Source organism: Sphingomonas sandaracina, assembly GCF_036663695.1.
Classification (GTDB): Bacteria; Pseudomonadota; Alphaproteobacteria; order Sphingomonadales; family Sphingomonadaceae; genus Sphingomonas.
The window spans coordinates 534,617-557,090 of the sequence record NZ_JAXOJK010000001.1 but is presented as its reverse complement, the minus strand read 5'-3'; the positions used below and the strand labels follow the sequence as shown (position 1 = coordinate 557,090).

Annotated in this window: 28 protein-coding genes and 2 tRNA genes; 25 read left to right on the top strand and 5 right to left on the bottom strand. The window is 63.8% G+C overall.

Features of this window, described 5'->3' with window-relative positions; all coding sequences use genetic code 11:
* The first annotated feature begins 38 nt into the window (after positions 1–38).
* The 3 genes from U1707_RS02380 to U1707_RS02370 all read left to right on the top strand — a co-directional run bounded on the left by U1707_RS02380 (position 39) and on the right by U1707_RS02370 (position 1,508).
* On the top strand, positions 39–1,187 hold the full coding sequence (locus U1707_RS02380; protein ID WP_332799037.1) for an AI-2E family transporter: 1,149 nt from the start codon (positions 39–41) through the stop codon (positions 1,185–1,187).
* Between the two features lie 68 nt (positions 1,188–1,255).
* A tRNA-Asp gene (locus U1707_RS02375) sits at positions 1,256–1,332 on the top strand.
* A 99-nt stretch (positions 1,333–1,431) separates the two neighbouring features.
* Positions 1,432–1,508, top strand: a tRNA-Asp gene (locus U1707_RS02370).
* 246 nt (positions 1,509–1,754) lie between these two features.
* Here U1707_RS02370 and U1707_RS02365 read toward each other — a convergent pair.
* From U1707_RS02365 to U1707_RS02350, 4 genes are all read right to left on the bottom strand, one after another.
* On the bottom strand, positions 1,755–1,955 hold the full coding sequence (locus U1707_RS02365) for a DUF2842 domain-containing protein (RefSeq protein WP_332798527.1): 201 nt from the start codon (positions 1,953–1,955) through the stop codon (positions 1,755–1,757).
* Positions 1,952–2,506 carry a 5-formyltetrahydrofolate cyclo-ligase gene (locus U1707_RS02360; protein ID WP_332798526.1) on the bottom strand — a complete coding sequence of 185 codons (555 nt, stop codon included), beginning with the start codon at positions 2,504–2,506 and terminating at the stop codon, positions 1,952–1,954. Before U1707_RS02360 ends, U1707_RS02365 begins: the two co-directional genes overlap by 4 nt.
* A gap of 195 nt (positions 2,507–2,701) precedes the next feature.
* Positions 2,702–3,010, bottom strand: coding sequence for a cell division protein ZapA (locus U1707_RS02355; protein ID WP_056482297.1), 309 nt, complete (start codon positions 3,008–3,010; stop codon positions 2,702–2,704).
* Positions 3,010–3,231: a hypothetical protein gene (locus tag U1707_RS02350; protein WP_332798525.1), complete on the bottom strand. Its 222-nt coding sequence runs from the start codon at positions 3,229–3,231 to the stop codon at positions 3,010–3,012. The genes U1707_RS02355 and U1707_RS02350 overlap by 1 nt, the downstream gene beginning before the upstream one ends.
* A 144-nt stretch (positions 3,232–3,375) precedes the next feature.
* On the opposite strand from U1707_RS02350, the gene gap reads away from it, so the two are divergent.
* From gap to U1707_RS02335, 3 genes are all read left to right on the top strand, one after another.
* Positions 3,376–4,386 carry a type I glyceraldehyde-3-phosphate dehydrogenase gene (gap, locus tag U1707_RS02345; RefSeq protein ID WP_332798524.1) on the top strand — a complete coding sequence of 337 codons (1,011 nt, stop codon included), beginning with the start codon at positions 3,376–3,378 and terminating at the stop codon, positions 4,384–4,386.
* 61 nt (positions 4,387–4,447) lie between these two features.
* Entirely contained in the window at positions 4,448–4,975 is a 528-nt protein-coding gene (locus U1707_RS02340; protein WP_443025638.1) for an MOSC domain-containing protein, read from the top strand.
* Entirely contained in the window at positions 4,972–6,162 is a 1,191-nt protein-coding gene (locus tag U1707_RS02335) for a phosphoglycerate kinase (RefSeq protein ID WP_332798523.1), read from the top strand. The genes U1707_RS02340 and U1707_RS02335 overlap by 4 nt, the downstream gene beginning before the upstream one ends.
* Here U1707_RS02335 and U1707_RS02330 read toward each other — a convergent pair.
* Entirely contained in the window at positions 6,159–6,656 is a 498-nt protein-coding gene (locus tag U1707_RS02330) for a TlpA family protein disulfide reductase (protein ID WP_443025637.1), read from the bottom strand. The two genes, U1707_RS02335 and U1707_RS02330, sit on opposite strands and share 4 nt — an antisense overlap.
* 131 nt (positions 6,657–6,787) lie before the next feature.
* On the opposite strand from U1707_RS02330, the gene relB reads away from it, so the two are divergent.
* The 19 genes from relB to nuoK all read left to right on the top strand — a co-directional run bounded on the left by relB (position 6,788) and on the right by nuoK (position 22,469).
* Positions 6,788–7,018, top strand: coding sequence for a type II toxin-antitoxin system RelB family antitoxin (gene relB / locus U1707_RS02325; RefSeq protein WP_332798522.1), 231 nt, complete (start codon positions 6,788–6,790; stop codon positions 7,016–7,018).
* Positions 7,015–7,344, top strand: coding sequence for a type II toxin-antitoxin system PemK/MazF family toxin (locus U1707_RS02320; RefSeq protein WP_332798521.1), 330 nt, complete (start codon positions 7,015–7,017; stop codon positions 7,342–7,344). Before relB ends, U1707_RS02320 begins: the two co-directional genes overlap by 4 nt.
* A gap of 12 nt (positions 7,345–7,356) precedes the next feature.
* Complete coding sequence (locus U1707_RS02315; protein WP_332798520.1) at positions 7,357–8,277, top strand: class I fructose-bisphosphate aldolase; 921 nt, start codon at positions 7,357–7,359, stop codon at positions 8,275–8,277.
* 75 nt (positions 8,278–8,352) lie between these two features.
* Positions 8,353–9,042 carry a thiamine phosphate synthase gene (thiE, locus tag U1707_RS02310; RefSeq protein WP_332798519.1) on the top strand — a complete coding sequence of 230 codons (690 nt, stop codon included), beginning with the start codon at positions 8,353–8,355 and terminating at the stop codon, positions 9,040–9,042.
* 64 nt (positions 9,043–9,106) lie between these two features.
* Positions 9,107–10,117, top strand: coding sequence for a L,D-transpeptidase family protein (locus U1707_RS02305; protein WP_332798518.1), 1,011 nt, complete (start codon positions 9,107–9,109; stop codon positions 10,115–10,117).
* A gap of 4 nt (positions 10,118–10,121) precedes the next feature.
* On the top strand, positions 10,122–10,718 hold the full coding sequence (locus U1707_RS02300) for a M23 family metallopeptidase (protein ID WP_332798517.1): 597 nt from the start codon (positions 10,122–10,124) through the stop codon (positions 10,716–10,718).
* An 87-nt stretch (positions 10,719–10,805) separates the two neighbouring features.
* Positions 10,806–11,369: an elongation factor P gene (gene efp, locus U1707_RS02295; RefSeq protein ID WP_056482276.1), complete on the top strand. Its 564-nt coding sequence runs from the start codon at positions 10,806–10,808 to the stop codon at positions 11,367–11,369.
* Positions 11,370–11,532: 163 nt separating this feature from the next.
* On the top strand, positions 11,533–12,345 hold the full coding sequence (locus tag U1707_RS02290) for an inositol monophosphatase family protein (RefSeq protein ID WP_133031328.1): 813 nt from the start codon (positions 11,533–11,535) through the stop codon (positions 12,343–12,345).
* Between the two features lie 612 nt (positions 12,346–12,957).
* Positions 12,958–13,332 (top strand): NADH-quinone oxidoreductase subunit A, encoded by a 375-nt coding sequence (locus U1707_RS02285; protein WP_056048518.1) that lies wholly within the window; start codon positions 12,958–12,960, stop codon positions 13,330–13,332.
* Entirely contained in the window at positions 13,323–13,871 is a 549-nt protein-coding gene (locus tag U1707_RS02280) for a NuoB/complex I 20 kDa subunit family protein (RefSeq protein ID WP_056058310.1), read from the top strand. The genes U1707_RS02285 and U1707_RS02280 overlap by 10 nt, the downstream gene beginning before the upstream one ends.
* Positions 13,868–14,716 carry an NADH-quinone oxidoreductase subunit C gene (locus tag U1707_RS02275; RefSeq protein ID WP_332798516.1) on the top strand — a complete coding sequence of 283 codons (849 nt, stop codon included), beginning with the start codon at positions 13,868–13,870 and terminating at the stop codon, positions 14,714–14,716. Before U1707_RS02280 ends, U1707_RS02275 begins: the two co-directional genes overlap by 4 nt.
* Positions 14,713–15,948 (top strand): NADH-quinone oxidoreductase subunit D, encoded by a 1,236-nt coding sequence (locus U1707_RS02270; RefSeq protein WP_332798515.1) that lies wholly within the window; start codon positions 14,713–14,715, stop codon positions 15,946–15,948. The genes U1707_RS02275 and U1707_RS02270 overlap by 4 nt, the downstream gene beginning before the upstream one ends.
* Positions 15,948–16,616, top strand: a complete 669-nt coding sequence (locus U1707_RS02265) for a complex I 24 kDa subunit family protein (protein ID WP_056048529.1) — start codon at positions 15,948–15,950, stop codon at positions 16,614–16,616. The genes U1707_RS02270 and U1707_RS02265 overlap by 1 nt, the downstream gene beginning before the upstream one ends.
* Complete coding sequence (nuoF, locus tag U1707_RS02260; protein WP_332798514.1) at positions 16,616–17,917, top strand: NADH-quinone oxidoreductase subunit NuoF; 1,302 nt, start codon at positions 16,616–16,618, stop codon at positions 17,915–17,917. The genes U1707_RS02265 and nuoF overlap by 1 nt, the downstream gene beginning before the upstream one ends.
* The gene (gene nuoG / locus U1707_RS02255) at positions 17,917–19,911 is read left to right on the top strand and encodes an NADH-quinone oxidoreductase subunit NuoG (RefSeq protein WP_332798513.1); all 1,995 of its coding nucleotides are present in this window, start codon (positions 17,917–17,919) and stop codon (positions 19,909–19,911) included. The genes nuoF and nuoG overlap by 1 nt, the downstream gene beginning before the upstream one ends.
* Positions 19,908–20,954, top strand: a complete 1,047-nt coding sequence (nuoH, locus tag U1707_RS02250) for an NADH-quinone oxidoreductase subunit NuoH (protein ID WP_332798512.1) — start codon at positions 19,908–19,910, stop codon at positions 20,952–20,954. Before nuoG ends, nuoH begins: the two co-directional genes overlap by 4 nt.
* Positions 20,951–21,436: an NADH-quinone oxidoreductase subunit NuoI gene (gene nuoI / locus U1707_RS02245; protein ID WP_055877898.1), complete on the top strand. Its 486-nt coding sequence runs from the start codon at positions 20,951–20,953 to the stop codon at positions 21,434–21,436. The genes nuoH and nuoI overlap by 4 nt, the downstream gene beginning before the upstream one ends.
* 116 nt (positions 21,437–21,552) lie before the next feature.
* On the top strand, positions 21,553–22,164 hold the full coding sequence (locus U1707_RS02240; RefSeq protein WP_332798511.1) for an NADH-quinone oxidoreductase subunit J: 612 nt from the start codon (positions 21,553–21,555) through the stop codon (positions 22,162–22,164).
* Positions 22,161–22,469: an NADH-quinone oxidoreductase subunit NuoK gene (gene nuoK / locus U1707_RS02235; RefSeq protein ID WP_082441002.1), complete on the top strand. Its 309-nt coding sequence runs from the start codon at positions 22,161–22,163 to the stop codon at positions 22,467–22,469. Before U1707_RS02240 ends, nuoK begins: the two co-directional genes overlap by 4 nt.
* The last annotated feature ends 5 nt before the right edge of the window (positions 22,470–22,474 follow it).

The following is a 22,474-nucleotide window of genomic DNA, read 5'->3' as shown; positions in this document are numbered from 1 at the left end:
CATTTGGATTGCCGATCGCGGTCGGGGTCGAGGATGCGATGCGGATCGCGCAGCGTCGCGATCGATTGCTGGCGGCCTTGACGCTGACGGCCGCTGTCGGGCTGATCCTCGCCACCCCGTTCGCGCTGAAATCGGGGGCCGAGTTCTTCTTGCCGCTCACCATCGCGCTCGTGATCTCGGTCGCGCTCGTGCCCGTACTGGAGTGGCTCGAGCGGCGTCACGTACCGTCGCCGCTTGCCGCGATTCTCTGCATACTCGTGTTCCTGATCGCAGCGAACATCGCGATCGCCGCGATCCTCGTGCCCGCGACCGATTTCTTCCGGTTGTTGCCGACGCGGTTGGACCGGATCCAGAGCAACCTCGCGCCACTGCTCGACCTGTATTCGAGCCTAGAGAAATACGTGAACAAGACGCTGCGGCAGGTCGCGTCGACGCCGATCAAGCAGCCGGCGACCGCGGGCGTTGCCGCACCGGGATCGATCCTCGAACTCGCCGCGACTTCGGCGCCTGCCGTCATCGTCCAATTCCTGTTCGGCGTGCTGATCGTGTTCTTCTTCCTGTCGGGCTGGACGCGGATGCGGCGCCAGACGATCACCGGGCGGACGAGCTTCGACGGCGCGATGGCGACGGCGCGCGTAATCCAGGACATCGTCGACGATGTCTCCGCGTATCTCGGCACGATCACGCTGATCAACATCGTGCTGGGGATCGTCACCGGGGTCGCACTGTGGTTCATCGGCATGCCGTATCCAGCGATGTGGGGCGGGATCGTCGCGTTGCTCAATTACATCCCGTATTTCGGGCCGGTGATCGGCGCGTTCCTGCTTGGGCTGGGCGGGCTGATGACGTTCTCGGACATCTGGATGGCGATGCTGCCGCCTGCGCTGATGTACGGACTGCACTTGGTCGAGGCGAATGCGATCACGCCGTTCGTCGTCGGGCACCGGCTCACGATCAGCCCGTTGCTGATCCTCATCTCGCTGAGCTTCTGGGGATGGGTGTGGGGCACGTCAGGAGCGTTGCTCGCGGTCCCGCTGCTGATCATCATCCAGACGATCGTCAAGGCCGCTGGCAAGCCCGATATCGCCGGCTTCCTGTTCGAGCACGGCACCCTGGTCCAGCCCAAGGCCGGGCGAAATAGTCGCCCCGGCGACCCGCCCGAGACGCAACGCGAAACGGGGGGCTGAAACGGGCGGCTGAATGGGGGTTGACGGTATTCGAACCCTCGCCTAGTTGCCGCCTCCACGCTGTTTCAGCGGGTGTAGCTCAGTTGGTTAGAGCGCCGGCCTGTCACGCCGGAGGTCGCGGGTTCGAGTCCCGTCACTCGCGCCATCGTTTGCCCTTACCGGGTAGATGGTTCGAGATAGTGTTTAAGGTTTTGACGAGCCTTCCGATGTGTCCTTCGCGGCACGGGTGTTCGTCATTGGGAATGCGGGTGTAGCTCAGTTGGTTAGAGCGCCGGCCTGTCACGCCGGAGGTCGCGGGTTCGAGTCCCGTCACTCGCGCCACCCTATGGGGTGGCCGAGATCCTTCAAAAATAGGTGCTGCAAGCACTTCGTCCTGCCTCCGAGGTCAGGATCATCCAACTCTTACCGTTGGTGCTGAGTCGAGACCGAGTAGCTTCGTAAGAAGCGTATCGAGGGCTCGTATCGAAGCATGAGTTCCGCGCGCCAACCTGTCCTTCGATACGCCGTCTCGATACACCGCCTGCGACGACTACTCGACGGCTACTCAGGACGAACGGGAGAGGATTTTTACCGCCCAACCTCCATCCAGCGCAGCATTGGCTTCAGCGGCGCGATCCAGATCAGGCCGGTGAACAGGTAGAACACCAGCTGCCCCAGCCAGTGCCAGCTGCCGACGATGTTCGAAAGGCTCACGATCGCCACGCACCATACCAGGATCAGGAGAAGGATGCCGAGCATTCCGACGGGTTTGCGCCAGGTCGGTGTCATGGCGTGATCCATTCGAGTTCGGTGGCGATGGCGTGGAGTGGGACGTCCCACGGGTCTGGGGTCAATGTCTCGACCTCCTGCACCGACAACGCAACCCCGACGCGCCAGGCGTTCGGGTGCGCAAGGAATGCACGGTCGTAATAACCCGCGCCCTGGCCGATCCGGTTGCCGCTGCGATCGAAGCCGACGAGCGGGGTCAGGATGATGTCGGGTTCCCGCTCGGCCGCATCTTCGGCGGGCTGATGCAACCCGAACGGTCCGGCGATCAACGCGGCTTCGGTCGCCCAGGCGAGAAACCGCATTGGGAGCGAACGCCGTACCACATGGGGCAGGGCGATCACGCACCCTGCGTCGACGGCAGCGCGCGCGAACGGGGATGGATCCGCCTCTCCGCCGAAAGGGACGTAGGAGGCGACCGTCAATCCCGGTTTCAGGCGTTCATGAAACGCGGAAGGGACGGCGATCTCGACGGGGGCGCAGGTTTCTCGGGCGGCGCGAAGGGCGGCCCTCAGCGCGCTTTTATCATTTACGCGCGCGCTCGTGTCGGTCATGCGCGCGCACTCTCACAGGATGGTGGTGTGGCGGGCCCACCATGGCCGTGTGCCGGGTTATCCACTGACGCACGGTACGTCAGGTGGGGGCCATATGCTTCGGACCAGGATCCTAACAGGGACAGCCCCCTATGGATGATGAATAGCCTCAGGGATAATAAAGGCTCGTACCGGGCAGAACCCGCCACGCCCAATCTAGGCGTTCGGGGGGCTAAGCTCAAGGGCTTCCGCAAGCCCTTCGAGACGATCGGCGATCCGGGTGAGTGCGATCTCGCTGACCGCCGAGCCTTCGGGCGGGCGGTGCGCGGCTTCGTCGAGGTCGTCGGCAAGCATTAGCGCGACGAACAGCATCGCACGTTCGGCACTGAGGCCGCCTGCGGCACGATCCGCGGTCGCCCAGCGCTCGGCGACCATCGCACCCAGCAGGCGAACTCGGGATTCCTCCCCATCGCGGCACGCCACCGCATGTGGACGGCCGCCGATATCGAGCATGACCTGTGCCATCAGTTGGGGCTCCCGCGCGTAATGACGTCGTCGAGCGCGGCGACGGCCTCGGCCATCCGCGCCTTGAGGGCTGCATGGCGCTTGGCAAGTGCGTCGCCGGCTTCGGTGCGGGCGGCAATGGCGGATTCGATCCGTGCGATGGCGGCATCGATCCGATCGACGGCCGAGGGCGCATCCGGCCCATCGACGGAAATAGGCGCGTCGGTAATTGTGTCTGACATACTTAACGAGATAGCATGGCCGGGGGACGCGACAAGCCGGTTTCGCCGCCGCGATCGGCGATCCACGGTGTTGACAGGGCGCCCCACCGCCCCGCAAAGGCTGCGCGCCCGGAACGGACTCGCGGGCGTAGCGGAGAAACAGCAATGACGGTCAAGGTTGCGATCAACGGTTTCGGGCGCATCGGCCGTCTCGTCGCCCGCGCGGTACTCGAACAGTCGAACGGCGCACTCGAACTCGTCGCGATCAACGATCTCGGCGATGCGAAGTCGAACGCCTGGCTGTTCAAGCGCGATAGCGTCCACGGCAAGTATCCGGGCGAGGTCTCGGCCGAGGGCAACGAGCTGGTCGTCGACGGCAAGCGCATCCGCGTCACCGCCGAGCGTGACCCGGCCAACCTGCCGCACGCCGAGCTGGGCGTTGATATCGTGCTCGAATGCACCGGATTCTTCACCGACAAGTCAAGCTGCCAGAAGCATCTCGATGCGGGTGCCAAGAAGGTGCTGATTTCGGCGCCGGGCAAGAATGTCGACCTGACCGTCGTCTACGGTGTCAACCACGACAAGCTGACCGCCGAGCACACGATCGTCTCGAACGCGTCGTGCACCACCAACTGCCTCGCGCCGGTCGCGAAGGTGCTGAACGATGCGATCGGTATCGAGCGCGGCCTGATGACGACGATCCACGCGTATACCAACGACCAGAAGATCCTCGACCAGATCCACCCCGACCTGCGTCGCGCGCGTGCTGCGGCGATGTCGATGATCCCGACCACCACGGGTGCCGCTCGTGCGGTCGCCGAAGTGCTGCCGGAGCTCAAGGGCAAGCTCGATGGTTCGGCGATCCGCGTGCCGGTGCCGGACGTTTCGCTGATCGACCTGACCTTCACCCCGTCGCGTGACACGACGCGCGAAGAGGTAAACGCAGTGCTGAAGGCGGCGTCCGAGAGCGGGCCGCTGGTCGGCGTGCTTGATTGGTCGGACGAACCGCTCGTCTCGATCGATCTCCAGCATACCCCGGCATCGTCGACGATCGACAGCCTGGAGACGGCTGTGATCGACGGCAAGCTGGTCCGTGTCGTCAGCTGGTACGACAACGAGTGGGGCTTTTCGAACCGCATGGTCGATACCGCGACCGCGATGGCGAAGTTCATCTAAGCCTGCGATCTATGCACCCCCTCTTCCGTCCGCTTCGAGCTCCGTCGAGAAGTCGTGTCGCGTGACAGATGGTGTCTCGACTGCGCTCGACACGAACGGGGAGGGGGCGGTGGCTCAGGCCTTCAGGATGGTAGGCAGGATCGCCGGGATTGCCCGCCATTCCCGCGCCAAGGCGCCGATGGAGGTCATCGACCATGTCGGGATCACCATCGAAGGCGGGCTGCACGGCGATTTCCGCGGCTATGTGAAGCCCGGCGGCAAGGGGCGTCGGCAGGTCACGTTACTCGAACGCGGCGACTGGGACGCGGCGATGGCCGAGGTCGGCCGCGATATTCCTTGGTACGAACGCCGCGCCAATCTGCTGGTCGACAGCTTCGACCTTCCCCAGATACCTGGCACGCGGCTGCGCATCGGCGCTGACGTCGTGCTGGAGGTTACGCGCCACACCGATCCGTGCGACCGCATGGACGCGTTGGCGCCGGGACTGTTTGCCGCGCTGACGCCGGATTGGCGGGGCGGGGCCTGTACCCGAGTTTTGATGGGCGGCAGCATCGCCGTCGGTGATGAGATCAGGATCGAAGAACCATGACCAAGCCATTCAAGACGCTCGACGATATGGGTGATGTTCAGGGCAAGCGCGTGCTCGTCCGCGAAGACCTGAACGTGCCGATGGCCGAGGGGCACGTGACCGACGATACCCGCCTTCGCGCGACCGTCGCGACCGTCGGCGAACTGGCCGACAAGGGCGCGATCGTCCTCGTCCTTGCGCATTTCGGCCGCCCCAAGGGCGTGCCGAGCCCGGAGTTCTCGCTCTCGCAGGTCGTCAAGCCGTACAGCGACGTGCTCGGCCGCGAAGTCCGCTATGTGGACTGGGAGGGTGCGGATGCCGCTGTCGCGATGCTGCGACCCGGCGATATCGCGGTGCTGGAGAACACCCGGTTCTTTGGCGGTGAAGAGACCAACGATCCGGCTGTGGTCCAGCGCTTTGCCAGCCTGGGCGATCTCTACGTCAACGATGCCTTCTCCGCCGCGCACCGGGCGCACGCGTCGACCGAGGGGCTGGCGCACGTCCTACCAGCCTTTGCCGGCCGCGCGATGGAGGCCGAACTCGATGCGCTCCAGAAGGCGCTCGGCGCATCCGAGCATCCGGTTGCCGCTGTGGTCGGCGGCGCCAAGGTGTCGTCCAAGCTCGACGTGCTGCGGCATCTTGTCACCCGCGTGGATCATCTGATCATCGGCGGCGGCATGGCCAACACATTCCTCGCGGCACGCGGCGTCGACGTGGGCAAAAGCCTGTGCGAGCATGAGCTTGCAAGCGTTTGCGAACAGATTATGGAAGCCGCCGACAAGGCCAACTGCACCGTCCACCTGCCATACGACGTGGTGGTCGCGAGGGAGTTCAAGCCGAACCCCGCCACGCGCACCGTCAACGTCCACGAAGTCGCCGCAGACGAGATGATTCTCGATGTCGGCCCTGCCGCGGTCGAGTCGCTCGGCGACGTGCTCAAGAATTGCCGCACGCTGGTTTGGAACGGTCCGCTCGGCGCGTTCGAGACCCCGCCGTTCGACACCGCCACCGTTGCACTGGCCAAGACCGCGGCCGCACTGACCGAGGGCGGTTCGCTCGTCTCGGTCGCAGGCGGCGGTGATACGGTCGCGGCGCTCAACCACGCCGGCGTCGCCGACGCGTTCACCTTCGTCTCGACCGCAGGTGGCGCGTTCCTCGAATGGATGGAAGGCAAGGACCTTCCGGGCGTCGCGGCGCTGACCCGTTAAAAAGCGGGTGCCGGTTCTCGCAGCATCGGCACCAGCACGCTGTTCAAATCGTCGAGGTCGAACGCGCCCCCCTTCGCATAGCGGACGACGCCGGCGCGATCGATGACGTAGTTGGTCGGCAGCCCGCCCATTACGCCGAACGCCCCCTTGATCCGCCGCGCTGACGGTATCGCCATCGCGGCGAACAGGGGCTTCAGCTTATACGCTGGGAGTGAGTCCTCCGTCGCGACCGCGAACACGCGCAGTCCGTTGGCCTTACGGAGACGGTAGTAGGTGTCGAGCAACGGCAGTTCCGCCTTGCATGGCCCGCACCATGTCGCCCAAAAATTCAGAACGACGACCTGACCGCGAAGGTCCGCGCTGCGAACCTTGCTGCCATCGATCAAGGTGAGTTCGAAGGCCGGCGCTTTCTCTCCAACCTTGATCCCGGCCATCGCCATGGATGCCGTCATCAACAGCGCACCCGCAATCATACAGCGAATGGTCGGCTTCATTATTGCGTCCCCCTGTTTCCAGGGCGTTCCGCACTCGTTGATCGTGCGTCAATCGCGATGGCGTGAGTACCGGGCGGGGTTGATCGAAGCGCCGCACCGGCCTATGTTTAACATGTTAAACGGAGGTTCCGGTGCTCGGCGTCAGGCTCGATAGCGAACTCGAAGATCGACTTGCAGCAGTTGCGCGCACCCAGGGGCGTAGCAAGAGCGACATCGCGCGTGAAGCCGTGCGTCGCTATGTCGAGCGGCATGACGAAGCGTTTTTGGCTGAGGCGAAGCGGCAGTCCCTCGCTGCCGCGCTGCAGGACAGTCAGGTCCGGGATGAAGACTGGGATGCCCTGCTCGCAGTGCGCCCTGCATGAAATTCTTACGTGGTATGATCGTAGTCGGGGCGGGGAAGGGCGATTTCTCCCGAAAACCCCGCCCGTTTCTTGTCGTTCAGTCTGACCTATTTGCCGATCATGCAACGATTTCCCTGTGCCCTTTGACAAGTGTCATCAGCGGTATAAATCTATTTCGCGTGCCGCTCGATGCGTCTCCCGAGACCGGCCTTGTTCGTGACAGCGAGATTCAGGTCGACAAGCTTGATATGCTCCAGCGCAACGAGATTGTCGCAATCATAGGTACGATACCCATCACCACCATGACCCGGGTCGACGACGCGCTGCGCCGTTGGCTCCAACTCTAGACAGGATTTGCCATGACCTCGACGATCACGCCCGCCGTAAAAGACATTCTCGACAAGTATGAAGCGACCAGTTCGGCGGTGAAGGCCAACCTCGCTCGCATCCTGATGCAGGGTAAGCTCGGCGGCACCGGCAAGCTGGTGATCCTGCCCGTCGACCAAGGCTTCGAGCATGGCCCCGCGCGCAGCTTTTCGGTCAACCCGGCGGCCTACGACCCGCATTACCATTACCAGCTCGCGATCGACGCCGGCCTCAGCGCTTATGCAGCACCGCTCGGGATGCTCGAAGCCGGTGCGGACACGTTTGCTGGGCAGATCCCGACGATCCTGAAGTGCAACAGCTCGAACAGCTGGGCGACCTCGATCGACCAAGCGGTGACCGCGACCGTGTCGGACGCCGTGCGGCTGGGGTCCGCGGCGATCGGCTTTACGATCTATCCGGGTGCGGACCAGTTCTTCGATCTCGTCGAGGAAATCCGCGAGCTCAGCGAAGAGGCCAAGTCGGTTGGCATCGCGACGGTGATCTGGTCGTATCCGCGCGGTGGCGAGCTGACGAAGGACGGCGAACTCGCTTTGGACGTCGGTGCCTATGCTGCGCACATGGCGGCGCTGCTCGGCGCGCACATCATCAAGACCAAGCTGCCGACCGCGCATATCGAACAGAAGGAAGCCAAGCCCCTCTACGCGAACACCGACTGGTCGAAGCAGTCGGACCGCGTGAAGCACGTCGTTCAGTCGAGCTTCGCCGGGCGTCGCATCAACGTCTTCTCGGGCGGCGCGTCGAAGGGCGAGGACGCGGTGTTCCAGGACGCACGCGACATCCGCGACGGCGGCGGCAACGGCTCGATCATCGGCCGCAACACCTTCCAGCGCCCGCGCGACGAAGCACTGGCGATGCTAGACCGCATCATCCGCATCTACAAGAACGAGGAATAAGCCGCGGTCTGCGCGCTCGTCACCCCTGCCACGCGCCGGGGTGACGAGCGCGACATGAGCCGCTAGGGGGCGGACATGACCGAATTCGAAGATCCGCTGGGCCCGCTCGATCCCAATTTCGCCGAGAATTTCCGTCGCGACATGCGTCGGCCGCCTTGCCAGCTGTATCTGGTCTCGCCGCTGGACGTCGGTGGCGACTTCCCCGAGCGTTTGGCGCGCGCACTCGACGCCGGGCCGGTCGCGGCCTTTCAGTTCCGCGTGAAGGACATCGACCAGCACGCCGCCGCCGCGCTGGGTGAGCCGCTGCGGAAGATTTGCGCCGAGCGCGATGTCGCTTTCATCGTCAACGACGATATCGGACTGGCCAAGCGCCTGGACGCGGACGGCGTGCATCTCGGGCAGGACGATGGCGATCCCCGTGAGGCGCGGGCGCAGCTCGGGCCCAATGCGCAGATCGGCGTAACGTGTCACGGCAGCCGCCATCTTGCGATGGAGGCGGGCGAAGCGGGGGCCGACTATGTCGCGTTCGGCGCCTTCTACCCTAGCCCGACCAAGACGGTCGAACAAACCGCTGAGCCGGTGATCCTGTCCTGGTGGTCGACGCTGTTCGAGATGCCCTGCGTCGCGATCGGCGGCATCACGCCCGAGAATGCCGCGCCGCTGATCGCAGCCGGTGCCGACTTCATCGCGGTCTCGAACGCCGTCTGGGGTGGCGACGAGGTCGCGGCGATCAAGGCGTTCGGCGCGGTGCTCGCGAAGCGCTGAGTCGTTGGAAACAACCGTCGTTCAGATTGTTGATGCACGAGCGTAACGGTTTGGGATGATGGGCATGACGGCATTTGTGAAGACTTCGGTTCTTGCGGCGTGTCTGTTCGGGGCGGCGTCGCCTGCAACGGCGCAGTCGACCCCTGCCAAGCCAGTACCGATCGACCGCAATGTCCTTCATGTTCAGGTGATCCTCGACCATCTCGGCTTCGGGCCGGGCGTACTCGACGGGCGCGGTGGCCAGTCGTTGGTCGCGGCGTTGAAGGGGTTCCAGGAGGCGAAGGGCTTGCCGATCACCGGCAAGGCCGATGCGCGGACGTTGCAGGCGTTGTACCCGTATCGCGCCGCGCGGCCGACCGTTACGGTCGCTCTCACGCCCGAGATGCTGGCCGGCCCGTTCATCAATCCGTTCCCGAAGGATCCCGCCAAACAGGCCGAACTCGCGTCGCTGGGCTACAAGACCGTCATGGAGAAGCTCGGCGAGATGTTCCACACGACGCCGGCGGTGATCGTGGCGCTGAACTCGCCGACGACGAAGCTGGCGCCGGGGACCAAGGTTGTGTTCCCGAACGCGCTGCCGTCGTCGCGGGCGTATGATCCGAAGCTGAAGCCGGACTGGATCGCGACGCTCACCATGCTGAACGTCGACGCGACGCAGCCTAAGGCGGATCACGTCGTCGTCGACAAGTCCGATGGTGTGCTTCGTGTGCTCGACGCTAGCGACAAGCTGATCGCACAGTTCTCCGCGACGATGGGGTCTAGCCACGATCCGTTGCCGCTCGGTACGTGGACGATCAAGGGATCCGACTACAACCCTAAGTTCCACTTCAATCCGGCGCTGTTCTGGGATGCGAAGAAGGGACAGCAAAAGGAAATGCTGCCGCCCGGGCCGAACGGTCCGGTAGGGGTCGTCTGGATGGACCTGTCGAAGGACCATTATGGCATCCACGGCACGCCGAACCCTGAAACGATCGGGCGTGCGGAAAGCCACGGCTGCATTCGTCTGACCAACTGGGATGCAGCGCGACTGTCGATGATGATCAAGCCTGGGACCAAGGCCGTATTCCAGGCTTGAGACGATGACGCGGACGTTCTGGATCATTCTTGCGCTGATCGTCGTCGTCATCGGCGGATTTGCGTCGATGCTATCGTTCGGCAGTGGTGGTGCGCCGCGCGTGCCATGGCGCAAGCCTGCACCACCTGTCGAGATCGCCAGCTTTTCCGTGACGCCCGGGGCACTGGCCGTTCCCGTGGCAGGGGTTCCGCGGACGGCGATCACGGACAGCTGGGAGAATGCGCGAGGCGGCGGTACGCGTGGCCATCATGGCACCGACATCATGGCACTAGGTGGCACACCTGTCGTCGCGGCTGCGCCCGGGCGGATCGAGAAGTTGTTCCAAAGCGGGCTGGGCGGTATCACGCTTTACGTCCGCTCGCCCGACCGCCGCTGGACCTATTATTACGCGCATCTTGCGGGGTACGCGGCTGGCATCCGCGAGGGGATGGCGGTCAAGGTGGGCGACACGCTGGGCTACGTCGGCGATACCGGCGACGCGGGGGCGGGCAATTACCACCTCCATTTTGGGCTGACCAGGATGCAGCCGGGTGAGCGCTGGTGGCAGGGCGAGAACGTGAACCCGTACCCGCTGCTTGCCGGACGCGAGCGCGCTCGCTAAAGCCCGCCGCTTCGGGTTTCCGCAGAGCCAGGCCTTGATGGCCATGCTTCGCGGACGGCCCCTAGCTCTTTCCAGCAGGAATCGGTCATGAAGATCAACGCGGTCGAGATTCGTCCCGGCAACATTCTTGAATATGAGGGCGGCATCTGGCGCGCCGTCAAGATTCAGCACACCCAGCCCGGCAAGGGCGGTGCCTATATGCAGGTCGAGATGAAGAACCTCATCGACGGCCGCAAGAACAACACCCGCTTCCGCTCCGCCGAGAGCGTCGAGAAGGTGCGGCTCGAGACCGTCGACTTCCAGTTCCTGTTCCGCGAAGGCGACATGCTCACTTTCATGGACAAGATCAATTACGAGCAGATCTCGCTCGATGCCGACATCCTGGGCGACGCCGCGGCGTTCCTGCAGGACGGTATGGACGTGGTGATGGAGCTCTGGGAAGAGCGGCCGATCTCGGTCCAGCTTCCCGACACGATCGAGGCGCTGATCGTCGAGGCGGATGCCGTCGTGAAGGGGCAGACCGCCTCATCGTCGTATAAGCCTGCGGTGCTCGAGAACGGCGTCCGCGTGATGGTCCCGCCGCATATCGGTGCGGGCACGCGTATCGTCGTCGACGTCTACGAGCAGACCTATGTAAGGCGTGCGGACTAAACTTTGCTCCCCCTCCCGCAAGCGGGAGGGGGCCGGGGGGTGGGCGCCCGCCCTCCACATAGCGTAACGTATTTAGCGCGAACTACGTCGACGTTGCATGACGTTGATAGCGCGAGCCCACCCCCGACCCCTCCCGCTTGCGGGAGGGGGGAGTTAGAAGACCATGGCATCCCATTCCGGCATCATGACCGTCATCGAGCGCGCCGCCCGCAAGGCCGCGCCCCGCCTGCGCCGCGACTTCAACGAGGTCCAGCAGCTCCAGGTGAGCCGCAAGGGTCCGGCCGACTTCGTCAGCCAGGCCGACCAGCGTGCCGAGCAGACGATCTTCGAAGAGCTCAGCCACGCCCGTCCCGACTGGGGCATGCTGATGGAAGAGCGCGGCGAGGTCGAGGGTGACCCGAACAAGCCGCGGTTCATCGTCGATCCGTTGGATGGGACGTCGAACTTCCTCCACGGCATCCCGCATTTCTGCATCTCAATCGCGGTCGAGGAGCCGATGCCGAACGGCAAGCGCGAGGTCACTACCGCATTGGTGTATCAGCCGCTGACCGACGAGAGCTTCTGGGCGGAGAAGGGCCGGGGGGCATGGCTCACCGACCAGCGCCTGCGCGTGTCGTCGCGGCGTGATCTGTCCGAATCGCTGATCGCTACGGGGATTCCGTTCCTGGGGCATGGCGACTTCGCGCAGTGGAGCCGGATTTTCGGCGCGGTTGCGCCTGAGGTTGCGGGGATCCGTCGTTTGGGTGCTGCGGCGTTGGATCTGGCTTGGCTTGCGGCCGGGCGTTTCGACGGGTTCTGGGAATCGAACCTGAAGCCTTGGGACGTTGCGGCGGGGATGCTGCTGGTGAAGGAAGCCGGCGGTTTCGTCACCGACTTCCGTGGTGGCGATCGCGCGATGGAGCGTAACGAGTTCCTTGCGGCGAACGATGCGTTGCACTCGCGTCTGCATAAGCTGGTGGCCGGCGCTTTGCGTTAAGCCTTGCGAACGATGCTTCTCCGCAAGGGGGAGGTGGCCGGCGTTTGCCTGACGGAGGGGGAGGAAAGGGAAACCTCTGTTCCGTGTCCTCCCCCTCCGTCACCTTCGGCGACACCTCCCCCTGGCGGGGGAGGATCGTGGGGTCGGAGAGCAATCCTTTCGCGCTGGTGAAGGTGGGGCTCCCACAACCGTTACCCCAGCGAAAGCTGGGGTATCCCCGTGATAGCCGACGCGCTCGCCAACCATAATACCCCAGCTTTCGCTGGGGTGACGGTTGTGGGAGCGTTGGGTTCAGAGTGGCGTAAACGGCGCAGACTCCCCTATAATCCGTCATGCCGGGCTTGTTCCGGCATCCACTGTTCCGCATTCTCGCCGCCGCTGGTTTGCGGAACCGTGGACCCCGGAACCAGTCCGGGGTGACGGGTACGGTTCGGTGGCGTTTCCGACACTCAGTGGAAGTCGCGGCCACAGTCATCAGCCCGCCGAGTAACGCATGTTTCCCGCCACCCCGGCCCCTCCACTTGCGAGTGATTCTCACACCCTCCACGCCTTGCCCATCACCCCCCATCGGCCTAAAGCGGCCCCGTTCCGTTCGCACTTGCGAGAAGCAATTTGGTCGACCTGTCGCACTATCTTCCGATCCTCCTGTTCCTCGGGATCGCCATCGCATTGTCGAGCACGTTCGTGTTCCTGCCGATGGCCGTCTCGCGCCTCACGGGGTCACACAAGCCTACGCCCGAGAAGCTCAGCGAATACGAGTGCGGCTTTCCCGCATTCGAGGATCCGCGGAGCCAGTTCGACGTACGCTTCTACCTGATCGCCATCCTCTTCATCATCTTCGATCTCGAGGCCGCGTTCCTGTATCCCTGGGCCGTCTCGGTCTTCACGCTCGGCTGGACCGCGTGGATTTCGATGATGATCTTTATCGGCGAATTGGCCCTTGGCCTCGTCTACGCATGGAAGAAGGGAGCACTCGATTGGGAGTAGAGCTTCAGCCCGCACCCGGTTCGCCCAGTTCGCTGGTGCCACCCGACCAGGGCTTTTTCGACGGTTTGAACGGTGAGCTGACGGACAAGGGTTTCCTTGTCACGTCGACCGAGGAGCTGTTCCAGTGGGCTCGCACCGGCTCGCTGTGGTGGATGACGTTCGGGCTCGCCTGCTGTGCGGTCGAGATGATCCACGTCAACATGCCGCGCTACGATCTGGAGCGCTTCGGCGCCGCACCGCGCGCGTCGCCGCGTCAGTCGGACGTGATGATCGTTGCCGGCACGCTCTGCAACAAAATGGCGCCTGCGCTGCGCAAGGTCTACGACCAGATGTCGGAGCCTAAGTACGTGATCTCGATGGGATCGTGCGCGAACGGTGGCGGCTATTATCATTACAGCTACAGTGTCGTGCGTGGTTGCGATCGGATCGTGCCCGTCGACATCTATGTCCCCGGGTGTCCGCCGACGGCTGAGGCATTGCTGTACGGCATCATGCAGTTGCAGCGGAAGATCCGGCGGTCCGGGAGCATCGAGCGTTGAGGGCTCCCGCACCAGCTTACGCGTCGAACGACGGTGTGATCGACAGTGCTCGCGCGGCTCTCGGCGGCATGCTGCTGGACGCGGTCGACCATGTCGGCGAAGTCGCGCTGCACGTTCGTCGTGAAGACCTGTACGACGCGATGATCGCGCTGCGCGACACGCCGGGGCTTGCGTACCAACAGCTCATGGAGATCGCCGGTGTTGACTATCCGGATCGGGCCGAGCGTTTCGAAGTCGTCTATTGCATGCTGTCGCTGACGCGGAACCATCGCCTGCGTGTGCATGTCGCGACGGACGAGGACAAGCCGGTGCCGTCGGTGACGGACATCTGGCCCGTCGCCGGCTGGCTCGAGCGCGAAGTGTATGACATGTACGGCGTGCTGTTCAGCGGCAACCCGGACCTGCGTCGTATCCTGACCGATTACGGTTTCCGCGGTCATCCGCAGCGCAAGGACTTCCCGCTTACCGGGTATGTCGAGCTGCGCTATTCGGAAGAGTCGAAGCGCGTCGTGTACGAGCCCGTGCAGCTTGCGCAGGACTTCCGGACGTTCGATTTTATGAGTCCGTGGGAAGGCGCGAACTACGTGCTCCCCGGCGACGAGAAGGGCGCATTGCCCGAGGCCAAGGGTGCACCGACGCCGCTCAAGGCCGATACGATCGTAAAGGCCGACGCGGCGCAGAGTGCGACCAAGGCGCCCGAAGCGCCCAGCGAATCCTATGCCAAAAAGGATGCGCAGAATACCGGGCAGACCGGGTCGGGCAATGCCGACGCCGGCAACCAGAAGCAGGACAAGCCCGTCGAATCCGACGTCGTTCCGTCCAAGGGTGGAGGACAGAACCAGTGAGTCTGTATGTCGAAGAGCTTCTCGGTGAAGCCGACGCGTCCGATCCCACGACCGGCGACGTCACGATCCAGAACTACACGATTAACTTCGGTCCCCAGCATCCCGCGGCGCACGGCGTGTTGCGCCTCGTCATGGAACTCGACGGCGAGATCGTCGAGCGTGTCGATCCGCATATCGGCCTGCTGCACCGCGGCACCGAGAAGCTGATCGAGTACAAGACGTACACGCAGGCGCTGCCGTATTTTGATCGTCTCGATTATTGCTCGCCGCTGTGTATGGAGCATAGCTGGGTGCTGGCAGTCGAGAAGCTGCTCGACCTGGAGGTGCCGGAGCGCGCGCAGTATCTGCGGGTGTTTTTCGCCGAACTGACTCGCATCTCGAACCACATGCTCAACCTCGGTAGCCACGTCATGGACGTCGGGGCGATGACTCCGAACCTGTGGCTGTTCGAGATCCGCGAAGACTGCATGAACTTTTTCGAGCGCGTCTCGGGCGCGAGGATGCACTCGAACTATTTCCGTCCGGGCGGGGTGCACCAGGATGCACCGTTGAAGCTGCTGGCCGACATCGGCGACTGGCTTGATACGCGCCTGCCGCGGTTGTTCGAGGACGCGATCTCGCTCGTCGCGGACAACCGCATCTTCAAACAGCGCAACGTCGACATCGCCGTGGTCAGCCGCGACGACGCGATCAAATGGGGCTTTTCGGGCCCGATGATCCGCGGCTCGGGTATCGCCTGGGATCTGCGCAAGTCGCAGCCCTACGACGTGTATGCCAAGATGGACTTCGACGTTCCGGTCGGCACGCGTGGCGATTGCTACGACCGGTTCATGGTGCGCGTCGAGGAAGTGCGTCAATCCGCGCGGATCATGAAGCAGTGTCTGGCCGAGATGCCCGAGGGACCGATCGGGTCGCTCGATCGCAAGGTCGTGCCGCCCAAGCGCGCCGAGATGAAGCAGTCGATGGAAGCGCTGATCCATCACTTCAAGCTCTACACCGAGGGTTTCCACGTCCCCGCGGGCGACGTCTATGTCGCGACCGAAAGCCCCAAGGGCGAGTTCGGCGTGTATCTGGTCGCCGACGGCTCGAACAAGCCGTATCGCTGCAAGATCCGCCCGACCGCGTTCTCGCATCTGCAAGCCATGGACTTCATGGCGAAGGGCCACATGCTTGCGGATACGACCGCGATCCTCGGCGCGATGGATATCGTTTTTGGTGAATGTGACCGCTAATGGCTGAAGCTCCGAAAATTCCCGACGAGGCCGAGACCCGCGCACGCTGGGGTTCGTTCGCGTGGACGGACGAGAACCAGGTGAAGGCGAACGAGATCCTCGGGCGCTATCCCAAGGGTCGCGAGCAGTCCGCGTCGATCCCTCTGCTCGATCTGGCGCAGCGCCAGGTCGGTGCGGAAACGCAGACGCAGGGCTGGTTGCCGGTGCCGGTGATCGAGTTCGTCGCGCGTCAGATCAGCGTGCCGTACATGCGCGTGTACGAGGTCGTCACCTTCTACACGATGTTCAATCTCGCGCCGGTCGGTCGCTTCCACGTCCAGGTCTGCGGCACGACGCCGTGCATGCTGCGCGGGTCGGACGACGTCCTAGCCGCCTGCAAGAACCGCGGTCTGGTCAAGGGCGGCACGACGCCGGACGGCATGTTCACGCTGACCGAGGTCGAGTGCCTGGGAACGTGCGCGAATGCGCCGATGGTGCAGATCAACGACGATAACTTCGAAGACCTCGACTACGACAAGACGACCGAGATCCTCGAGGCGCTGGCCAATGGCGGGCACCCGACGCCGGGTCCGCAATTCGGTCGTCGTGCGAGCTGCCCCGAAGGCGGCCCGACCTCGCTGAAGGCGATGGTCGACGCGAACCACGATTACCGGGGGGAGTGGGCCTGATGCTCGCCGATAAGGACCGCATCTTTACCAACGTCTACGGTTTCCAGCCGTGGAACATCGACGCGGCGATCATGCGCGGCGATTGGGACAATACCAAGGACCTGATGGCGCTTGGCCAGGACGCGATCATCGACGTGATGAAGGCGTCGGGGCTGCGTGGCCGTGGCGGTGCGGGTTTTCCGACCGGCACGAAATGGTCGTTCATGCCGAAGGAGCCGAAGCCGGACCGGCCGAACTTCCTCGTCATCAACGCCGATGAATCCGAGCCGGGCAGCTGCAAGGATCGCGAGATCATCCGCCACGATCCGCACAGGCTGATCGAGGGCGCGCTGATCGCCGGGTTCGCGATGCGCGCGCGCGCCGCGTACATATACATCCGCGGCGAGTATATCCGCGAGGCCGAGACGCTGTTCGCAGCCGTCGCCGAGGCGTACGACCGCGGCTTCATCGGCAAGAACGCATGCGGGTCGGGCTATGATTTCGACGTGTTCGTGCACCGGGGTGCTGGCGCGTACATCTGCGGCGAAGAGACCGCGATGTTGGAGAGCCTCGAGGGGAAGAAGGGCCAGCCGCGGCTGAAGCCACCTTTCCCGGCAGGGGCTGGCCTTTATGGCTGCCCGACGACGGTCAACAACGTAGAATCGATCGCGGTTGCGCCGACGATCCTGCGGCGTGGCGCGGCGTGGTTCTCCAGCTTCGGCGCGGAGAACAACCGCGGCACCAAGCTGTTCCAGATCTCTGGTCATGTGAACAAGCCGTGCGTCGTCGAGGAAGAGATGAGCATCTCGTTCCGCGAGCTGATCGAGACGCATTGCGGTGGTATCCGTGGCGGCTGGGACAATCTCCTCGCGGTGATCCCGGGTGGCTCGTCGGTGCCGTTGGTACCCGCTGCGCAGATCATGGACTGCGCGATGGACTTCGACGGCCTCAAGGCGGTCGGCTCGGGCCTCGGCACCGCGGCGATCATTGTTATGGACAAGTCGACCGACATCGTCCGCGCGATCAGCCGCATCTCGTACTTCTACAAGCATGAGAGCTGCGGCCAATGCACCCCGTGCCGCGAGGGTACCGGCTGGATGTGGCGCGTGATGGAGCGGATGCGCACCGGCGACGCCGACCTGTCTGAAATCGACATGCTCCAGCAGGTCACCAAGCAGGTCGAGGGTCACTCGATTTGCGCACTCGGTGACGCAGCCGCATGGCCGATCCAGGGCTTGATCAAGCATTTCCGCCCAGAGATGGAACGCCGTATCCGCGAACGTGGTGGCGACACCGCGCCGATGATGGAAGCCGCAGAGTAATGCCCTTAGTCAAAGTCGATGGCGTAGAGATCGAGGTGCCGCAGGGTGCCACCGTGCTGCAGGCGTGCGAGCTTGCCGGCAAGGAGATCCCGCGTTTCTGTTATCATGAGCGCCTGAGCATCGCCGGCAATTGCCGGATGTGCCTGGTCGAGGTGAAGCCTGGTCCGCCCAAGCCGCAGGCGTCGTGCGCGCTGCCGGCGGCGGACAAGCAGGAGATCTTCACCAACTCGCCGATGGTGAAGAATGCCCGCGAGGGCATCATGGAATTCCTGCTGATCAACCATCCGCTCGATTGCCCGATCTGCGATCAGGGCGGCGAGTGCGATCTTCAGGACCAGTCGGTCGCCTATGGTCGCGGCCATTCGCGCTACGACGAGAACAAGCGCGCGGTCACCGAGAAGTATATGGGTCCGATCGTCAAGACGGTCATGACCCGCTGCATCCAGTGCACGCGCTGCATCCGGTTCGCCGAGGAAGTGTCCGGCGTCGAGGAGATCGGTGCGATCTTCCGCGGCGAGGACATGCAGATCACCTCGTATCTCGAGAACGCGGTCAAGAGCGAGCTGAGCGGCAACGTCGTCGATCTGTGCCCTGTGGGCGCGCTGACGTCGAAGCCGTATGCGTTCGAGGCGCGTCCTTGGGAATTGCGCAAGACGCTGACGATCGACGTGATGGACGCGGTCGGCACCAACATTCGGCTCGACAGCCGTGGTCGTCAGGTGCTGCGTTGCGTGCCGCGGATCAACGAGGACGTGAACGAGGAGTGGGCGACCGACAAGACGCGCCACGCGATCGACGGTCTTGTGCGTCGTCGTCTCGACAAGCCGTATGTCCGTGTGAACGGCAAGCTGGTTCCCGCGACATGGGACGAGGCTTTCGCAGCGATCAAGGCTGTGAACGCCGGGTCGAGCGTGGCTGCGGTTGCTGGCGATCTGGTCGATTGCGAGACGATGTACGCCGCCAAGGCGCTGCTCGCTAAGATGGGTTCGAGCCTGCTCGAAGGCCGTCAGACCGGCATGGATTACGATGCGACGAGCATCGCCGCGGTCAATTTCAATACGACGATCGCCGGCACCGAGCGTGCCGATGCGATCCTGCTGGTGGGCACCAACCTACGCTGGGAAGCGCCACTGGTGAACACGCGGGTGCGGAAAGCGATCAAGAAGGGCGCGAAGGTCTTCGCGATCGGGCCGGAGACGGACCTGACGTACAAGGTCGAGTGGCTCAGCGACGATCTCGCGCTGCTTGGCGCTCTGCCCGAGGCGGTGACCGAGGCGTTCGGCAAGGCTGAGCGTCCGATGGTGATCGTCGGTGGCGGCGCGCTGAAGGGTGGCCATGCGGCTGCGCTGAAGCTCGTCGATACGCTGGGTCTCGTGAAGGCGGACTGGAACGGCTTCAACGTCGTTCACATGGCGGCGTCGCGGATGGGCGGGCTGATGCTCGGCTATGCGCAGAAGGGCGGCATCGCCGACGTGATGGGGGCGAAGCTCGGCTTCTTCCTTGGCGCGGACGAGGTCGATTATTCGAAGTTTGCAGGCTTCAAGGTGTTCGTCGGCCATCACGGCGACAAGGGTGCGGCGGCTGCCGACGTCATCCTGCCGGGTGTCACTTACGCCGAGAAGTCGGGGACGTGGGTCAATCTTGAGGGACGTGTCCAGCGCGGCGAGCGTGCGGTGTTCGCACCCGGTGACGCGCGTGACGACTGGTCGATCTTCCGCGCGCTGTCCGACACGCTCGGCCACACGCTGCCGTTCGACAGCTTTGAGGGTCTGCGCGAGGAAATGTGCGCGGACGTGCCTGCGTTGCGTCATCAGGCGCTCGCGACGTTCGAGTGGAACCCGCCCTCGCTCAACGGTGCAGGTGAGGGTGTCCTCGCCGGCTATCCGATCAAGGACTTCTATCTGACCAACGCGATCTGCCGTGCGTCGCCGACGATGCAGCGCTGCTCGGCCGAACTTCTCCACGGGGAAGACTACGCGGAGGCAGCCGAATGATCTCCTGGTTCGAATCCTCGCTCGGTTACGACTGGGCGTTCTTCCTCGCGACGATCATCGACATCCTCGTGATCGCGCTGCCGCTGATGCTGGCGGTGGCGATGATCATCTATGCCGACCGTAAGATCTGGGCGGCGATGGCGTTGCGCCGTGGTCCCAACGTCGTCGGTCCGTTCGGTCTGCTCCAGAGCTTTGCCGACGGCCTGAAGGTGTTCCTGCAGGAGACGATCGTCCCCGCAGCCGCCAACCGCACGCTGTTCCTGCTGGCACCGATCATCACCTTCACGGTCGCGCTGATCGTCTGGGCGGTGGTGCCGTTCGGGGTCGGCGTCGTGCTCGCGGACATCAACGTCGGCCTGCTTTACGTGCTCGCGGCCTCGTCGCTCGGCGTGTACGGGATCATCCTGTCGGGCTGGGCGTCGAACTCGAAATACCCGTTCTACTCGGCGCTTCGTGCGGCCGCGCAGATGGTGTCGTATGAGGTCGCGATCGGCTTCATCCTGATTTCTGTCGTGCTGTGGACCGGCAGCTTCAACCTGTCTGCGATCGTGATGGCGCAGAAGTCGCACGTCTGGTTCTTCAACGGGTACATCGTCAACCCGCTGATGTTCCCGATGGCGGTTATGTTCTTCATCTCGTCGTTGGCCGAGACGCAGCGTGCGCCGTTCGATCTGACCGAGGCGGAGAGCGAGCTCGTCGCCGGGTACCAGACCGAATATTCGTCGATGTCGTTCGCGTTGTTCTGGCTCGGTGAGTACGCCAACGTGTTGCTGATGTGCGCGCTCAACGCGACGCTGTTCTGGGGCGGCTGGTTGCCACCGGTCGACTGGGCGCCGCTCTATTACGTTCCGGGGATCATCTGGCTGTTCGCCAAGATCCTGTTCTTCTTCTTCCTGTTCAGTTGGGTGAAGGCGACCGTGCCGCGCTATCGCTACGATCAGTTGATGCGGCTCGGCTGGAAGGTCTTCCTCCCCGTCTCGCTGTTCTGGGTTTTCCTCGTGTCGGGCTATCTCATGCTGACGCGCGTTGGAGTGGGTTCATGAGCGTCGCTCAGATCATCAAGTCGTTTACCCTGTGGGAATTCGTGAAGGCGCACGCGCTGACGCTTCGCTATTTCTTCAAGGAAAAGGCGACGATCAATTATCCGTACGAGCGCAATCCGGTATCGCCGCGGTTCCGGGGCGAGCATGCGTTGCGTCGCTATCCGAACGGCGAAGAGCGGTGCATCGCGTGCAAGCTGTGCGAGGCCGTGTGCCCCGCGCAGGCGATCACGATCGAAGCCGAGCCGCGTGACGACGGTTCGCGCCGCACGACGCGCTACGACATCGACATGACCAAGTGCATCTACTGCGGTCTGTGTGCCGAGGCGTGCCCGGTCGATGCGATCGTCGAGGGGCCGAACTACGAGTTCGCCACCGAAACGCGCGAAGAGCTGATCTACGACAAGTCGAAGCTGCTCGATAATGGCGACCGTTGGGAAAGCGCGATCGCGGCGAACCTTGCCGCCGATGCGCCGTACCGTTAAGCGCGCCGCATGAACCGCCACCAACTCGTCATCCCAGCGGAAGCTGGGATCTCGTGCCGCAAGGGCGCGCCCGCCAACACAAAGACCCCAGCGTTCGCTGGGGTGACGGTGCTGCTGTGATTCAGGCCTTAGCATTCTACCTCTTCGCCTTCGTCGTCGTCCTGTCGGGCGCGCTGACGATCGCGTCGCGCAACCCGGTCCATTCGGTGATGTGGCTGATCCTCGCGTTCTTCAACGCGGCCGGACTGATGATCCTGGTCGGCGCCGAGTTCATCGCGATGCTGCTCGTCATCGTCTATGTCGGCGCGGTCGCGGTGCTGTTCCTGTTCGTCGTCATGATGCTCGACATCGACTTCACCGAGCTTCGCGCAGACGTCGCCCGGTATTTCGGGATCGGTCTCGCGCTTGCGGTGGCGCTCGCCGCCGAGGTGATGATCGCGATCGGCGCGTGGAGCACCGGTCCGATCCAGCTCGCGCGTCGTGCTGCTCCGATCGACGACACCGTGCCGAACATCCAGGCGATCGGTAACCTGCTCTACACGCGCTATCTGTTCGTGTTCGAGGGTGCCGGCCTGGTGCTGCTTGTCGCGATGATCGGGGCGATCGTACTGACCCACCGCCAGCGTGGCGGCGTCAAGGCGCAGAACATCAGCCGCCAGAACGCGCGCCGTCCGCAGGACGCCACGCGCAACACGAGCCCGGTCGTCGGGCAGGGAGTCGAACTGTGACGATCGGTCTCGTCCATTATCTGGTCGTCGCGGCGATCCTGTTCACGATGGGGGTGCTCGGCATCTTCCTCAACCGCAAGAACCTCATCGTCATCCTGATGGCGATCGAGCTGATCCTACTGGCCGTGAACATCAATCTCGTCGCGTTCTCGGCGTTCCTCCACGATCTCGTCGGACAGGTGTTCGCGATGTTCGTGCTGACGGTCGCCGCGGGTGAAGCCGCGATCGGGCTCGCCATTCTCGTGATCTATTTCCGCGGTCGCGGCACCATCGCGGTCGACGACGTCAACCGGATGAAGGGGTAATACGG

Excerpts from the sequence above, each read along its gene's own strand:
- nuoH (WP_332798512.1), top strand. The coding sequence starts at position 19,908 with ATGATCTCCTGGTTCGAATCCTCGCTCGGTTACGACTGGGCGTTCTTC.
- U1707_RS02320 (WP_332798521.1), top strand. The coding sequence starts at position 7,015 with ATGAAATTCTTACGTGGTATGATCGTAGTCGGGGCGGGGAAGGGCGAT.
- U1707_RS02315 (WP_332798520.1), top strand. The coding sequence starts at position 7,357 with ATGACCTCGACGATCACGCCCGCCGTAAAAGACATTCTCGACAAGTAT.
- U1707_RS02355 (WP_056482297.1), bottom strand. The coding sequence starts at position 3,010 with ATGGCACAGGTCATGCTCGATATCGGCGGCCGTCCACATGCGGTGGCG.
- U1707_RS02300 (WP_332798517.1), top strand. The coding sequence starts at position 10,122 with ATGACGCGGACGTTCTGGATCATTCTTGCGCTGATCGTCGTCGTCATC.
- U1707_RS02265 (WP_056048529.1), top strand. The coding sequence starts at position 15,948 with ATGGCTGAAGCTCCGAAAATTCCCGACGAGGCCGAGACCCGCGCACGC.
- nuoF (WP_332798514.1), top strand. The coding sequence starts at position 16,616 with ATGCTCGCCGATAAGGACCGCATCTTTACCAACGTCTACGGTTTCCAG.
- U1707_RS02380 (WP_332799037.1), top strand. The coding sequence starts at position 39 with ATGCGGATCGCGCAGCGTCGCGATCGATTGCTGGCGGCCTTGACGCTG.
- U1707_RS02360 (WP_332798526.1), bottom strand. The coding sequence starts at position 2,506 with ATGACCGACACGAGCGCGCGCGTAAATGATAAAAGCGCGCTGAGGGCC.
- gap (WP_332798524.1), top strand. The coding sequence starts at position 3,376 with ATGACGGTCAAGGTTGCGATCAACGGTTTCGGGCGCATCGGCCGTCTC.
- efp (WP_056482276.1), top strand. The coding sequence starts at position 10,806 with ATGAAGATCAACGCGGTCGAGATTCGTCCCGGCAACATTCTTGAATAT.
- nuoI (WP_055877898.1), top strand. The coding sequence starts at position 20,951 with ATGAGCGTCGCTCAGATCATCAAGTCGTTTACCCTGTGGGAATTCGTG.
- U1707_RS02305 (WP_332798518.1), top strand. The coding sequence starts at position 9,107 with ATGACGGCATTTGTGAAGACTTCGGTTCTTGCGGCGTGTCTGTTCGGG.
- nuoG (WP_332798513.1), top strand. The coding sequence starts at position 17,917 with ATGCCCTTAGTCAAAGTCGATGGCGTAGAGATCGAGGTGCCGCAGGGT.
- U1707_RS02365 (WP_332798527.1), bottom strand. The coding sequence starts at position 1,955 with ATGACACCGACCTGGCGCAAACCCGTCGGAATGCTCGGCATCCTTCTC.
- U1707_RS02330 (WP_443025637.1), bottom strand. The coding sequence starts at position 6,656 with ATGAAGCCGACCATTCGCTGTATGATTGCGGGTGCGCTGTTGATGACG.
- thiE (WP_332798519.1), top strand. The coding sequence starts at position 8,353 with ATGACCGAATTCGAAGATCCGCTGGGCCCGCTCGATCCCAATTTCGCC.
- U1707_RS02350 (WP_332798525.1), bottom strand. The coding sequence starts at position 3,231 with ATGTCAGACACAATTACCGACGCGCCTATTTCCGTCGATGGGCCGGAT.
- U1707_RS02335 (WP_332798523.1), top strand. The coding sequence starts at position 4,972 with ATGACCAAGCCATTCAAGACGCTCGACGATATGGGTGATGTTCAGGGC.
- U1707_RS02290 (WP_133031328.1), top strand. The coding sequence starts at position 11,533 with ATGGCATCCCATTCCGGCATCATGACCGTCATCGAGCGCGCCGCCCGC.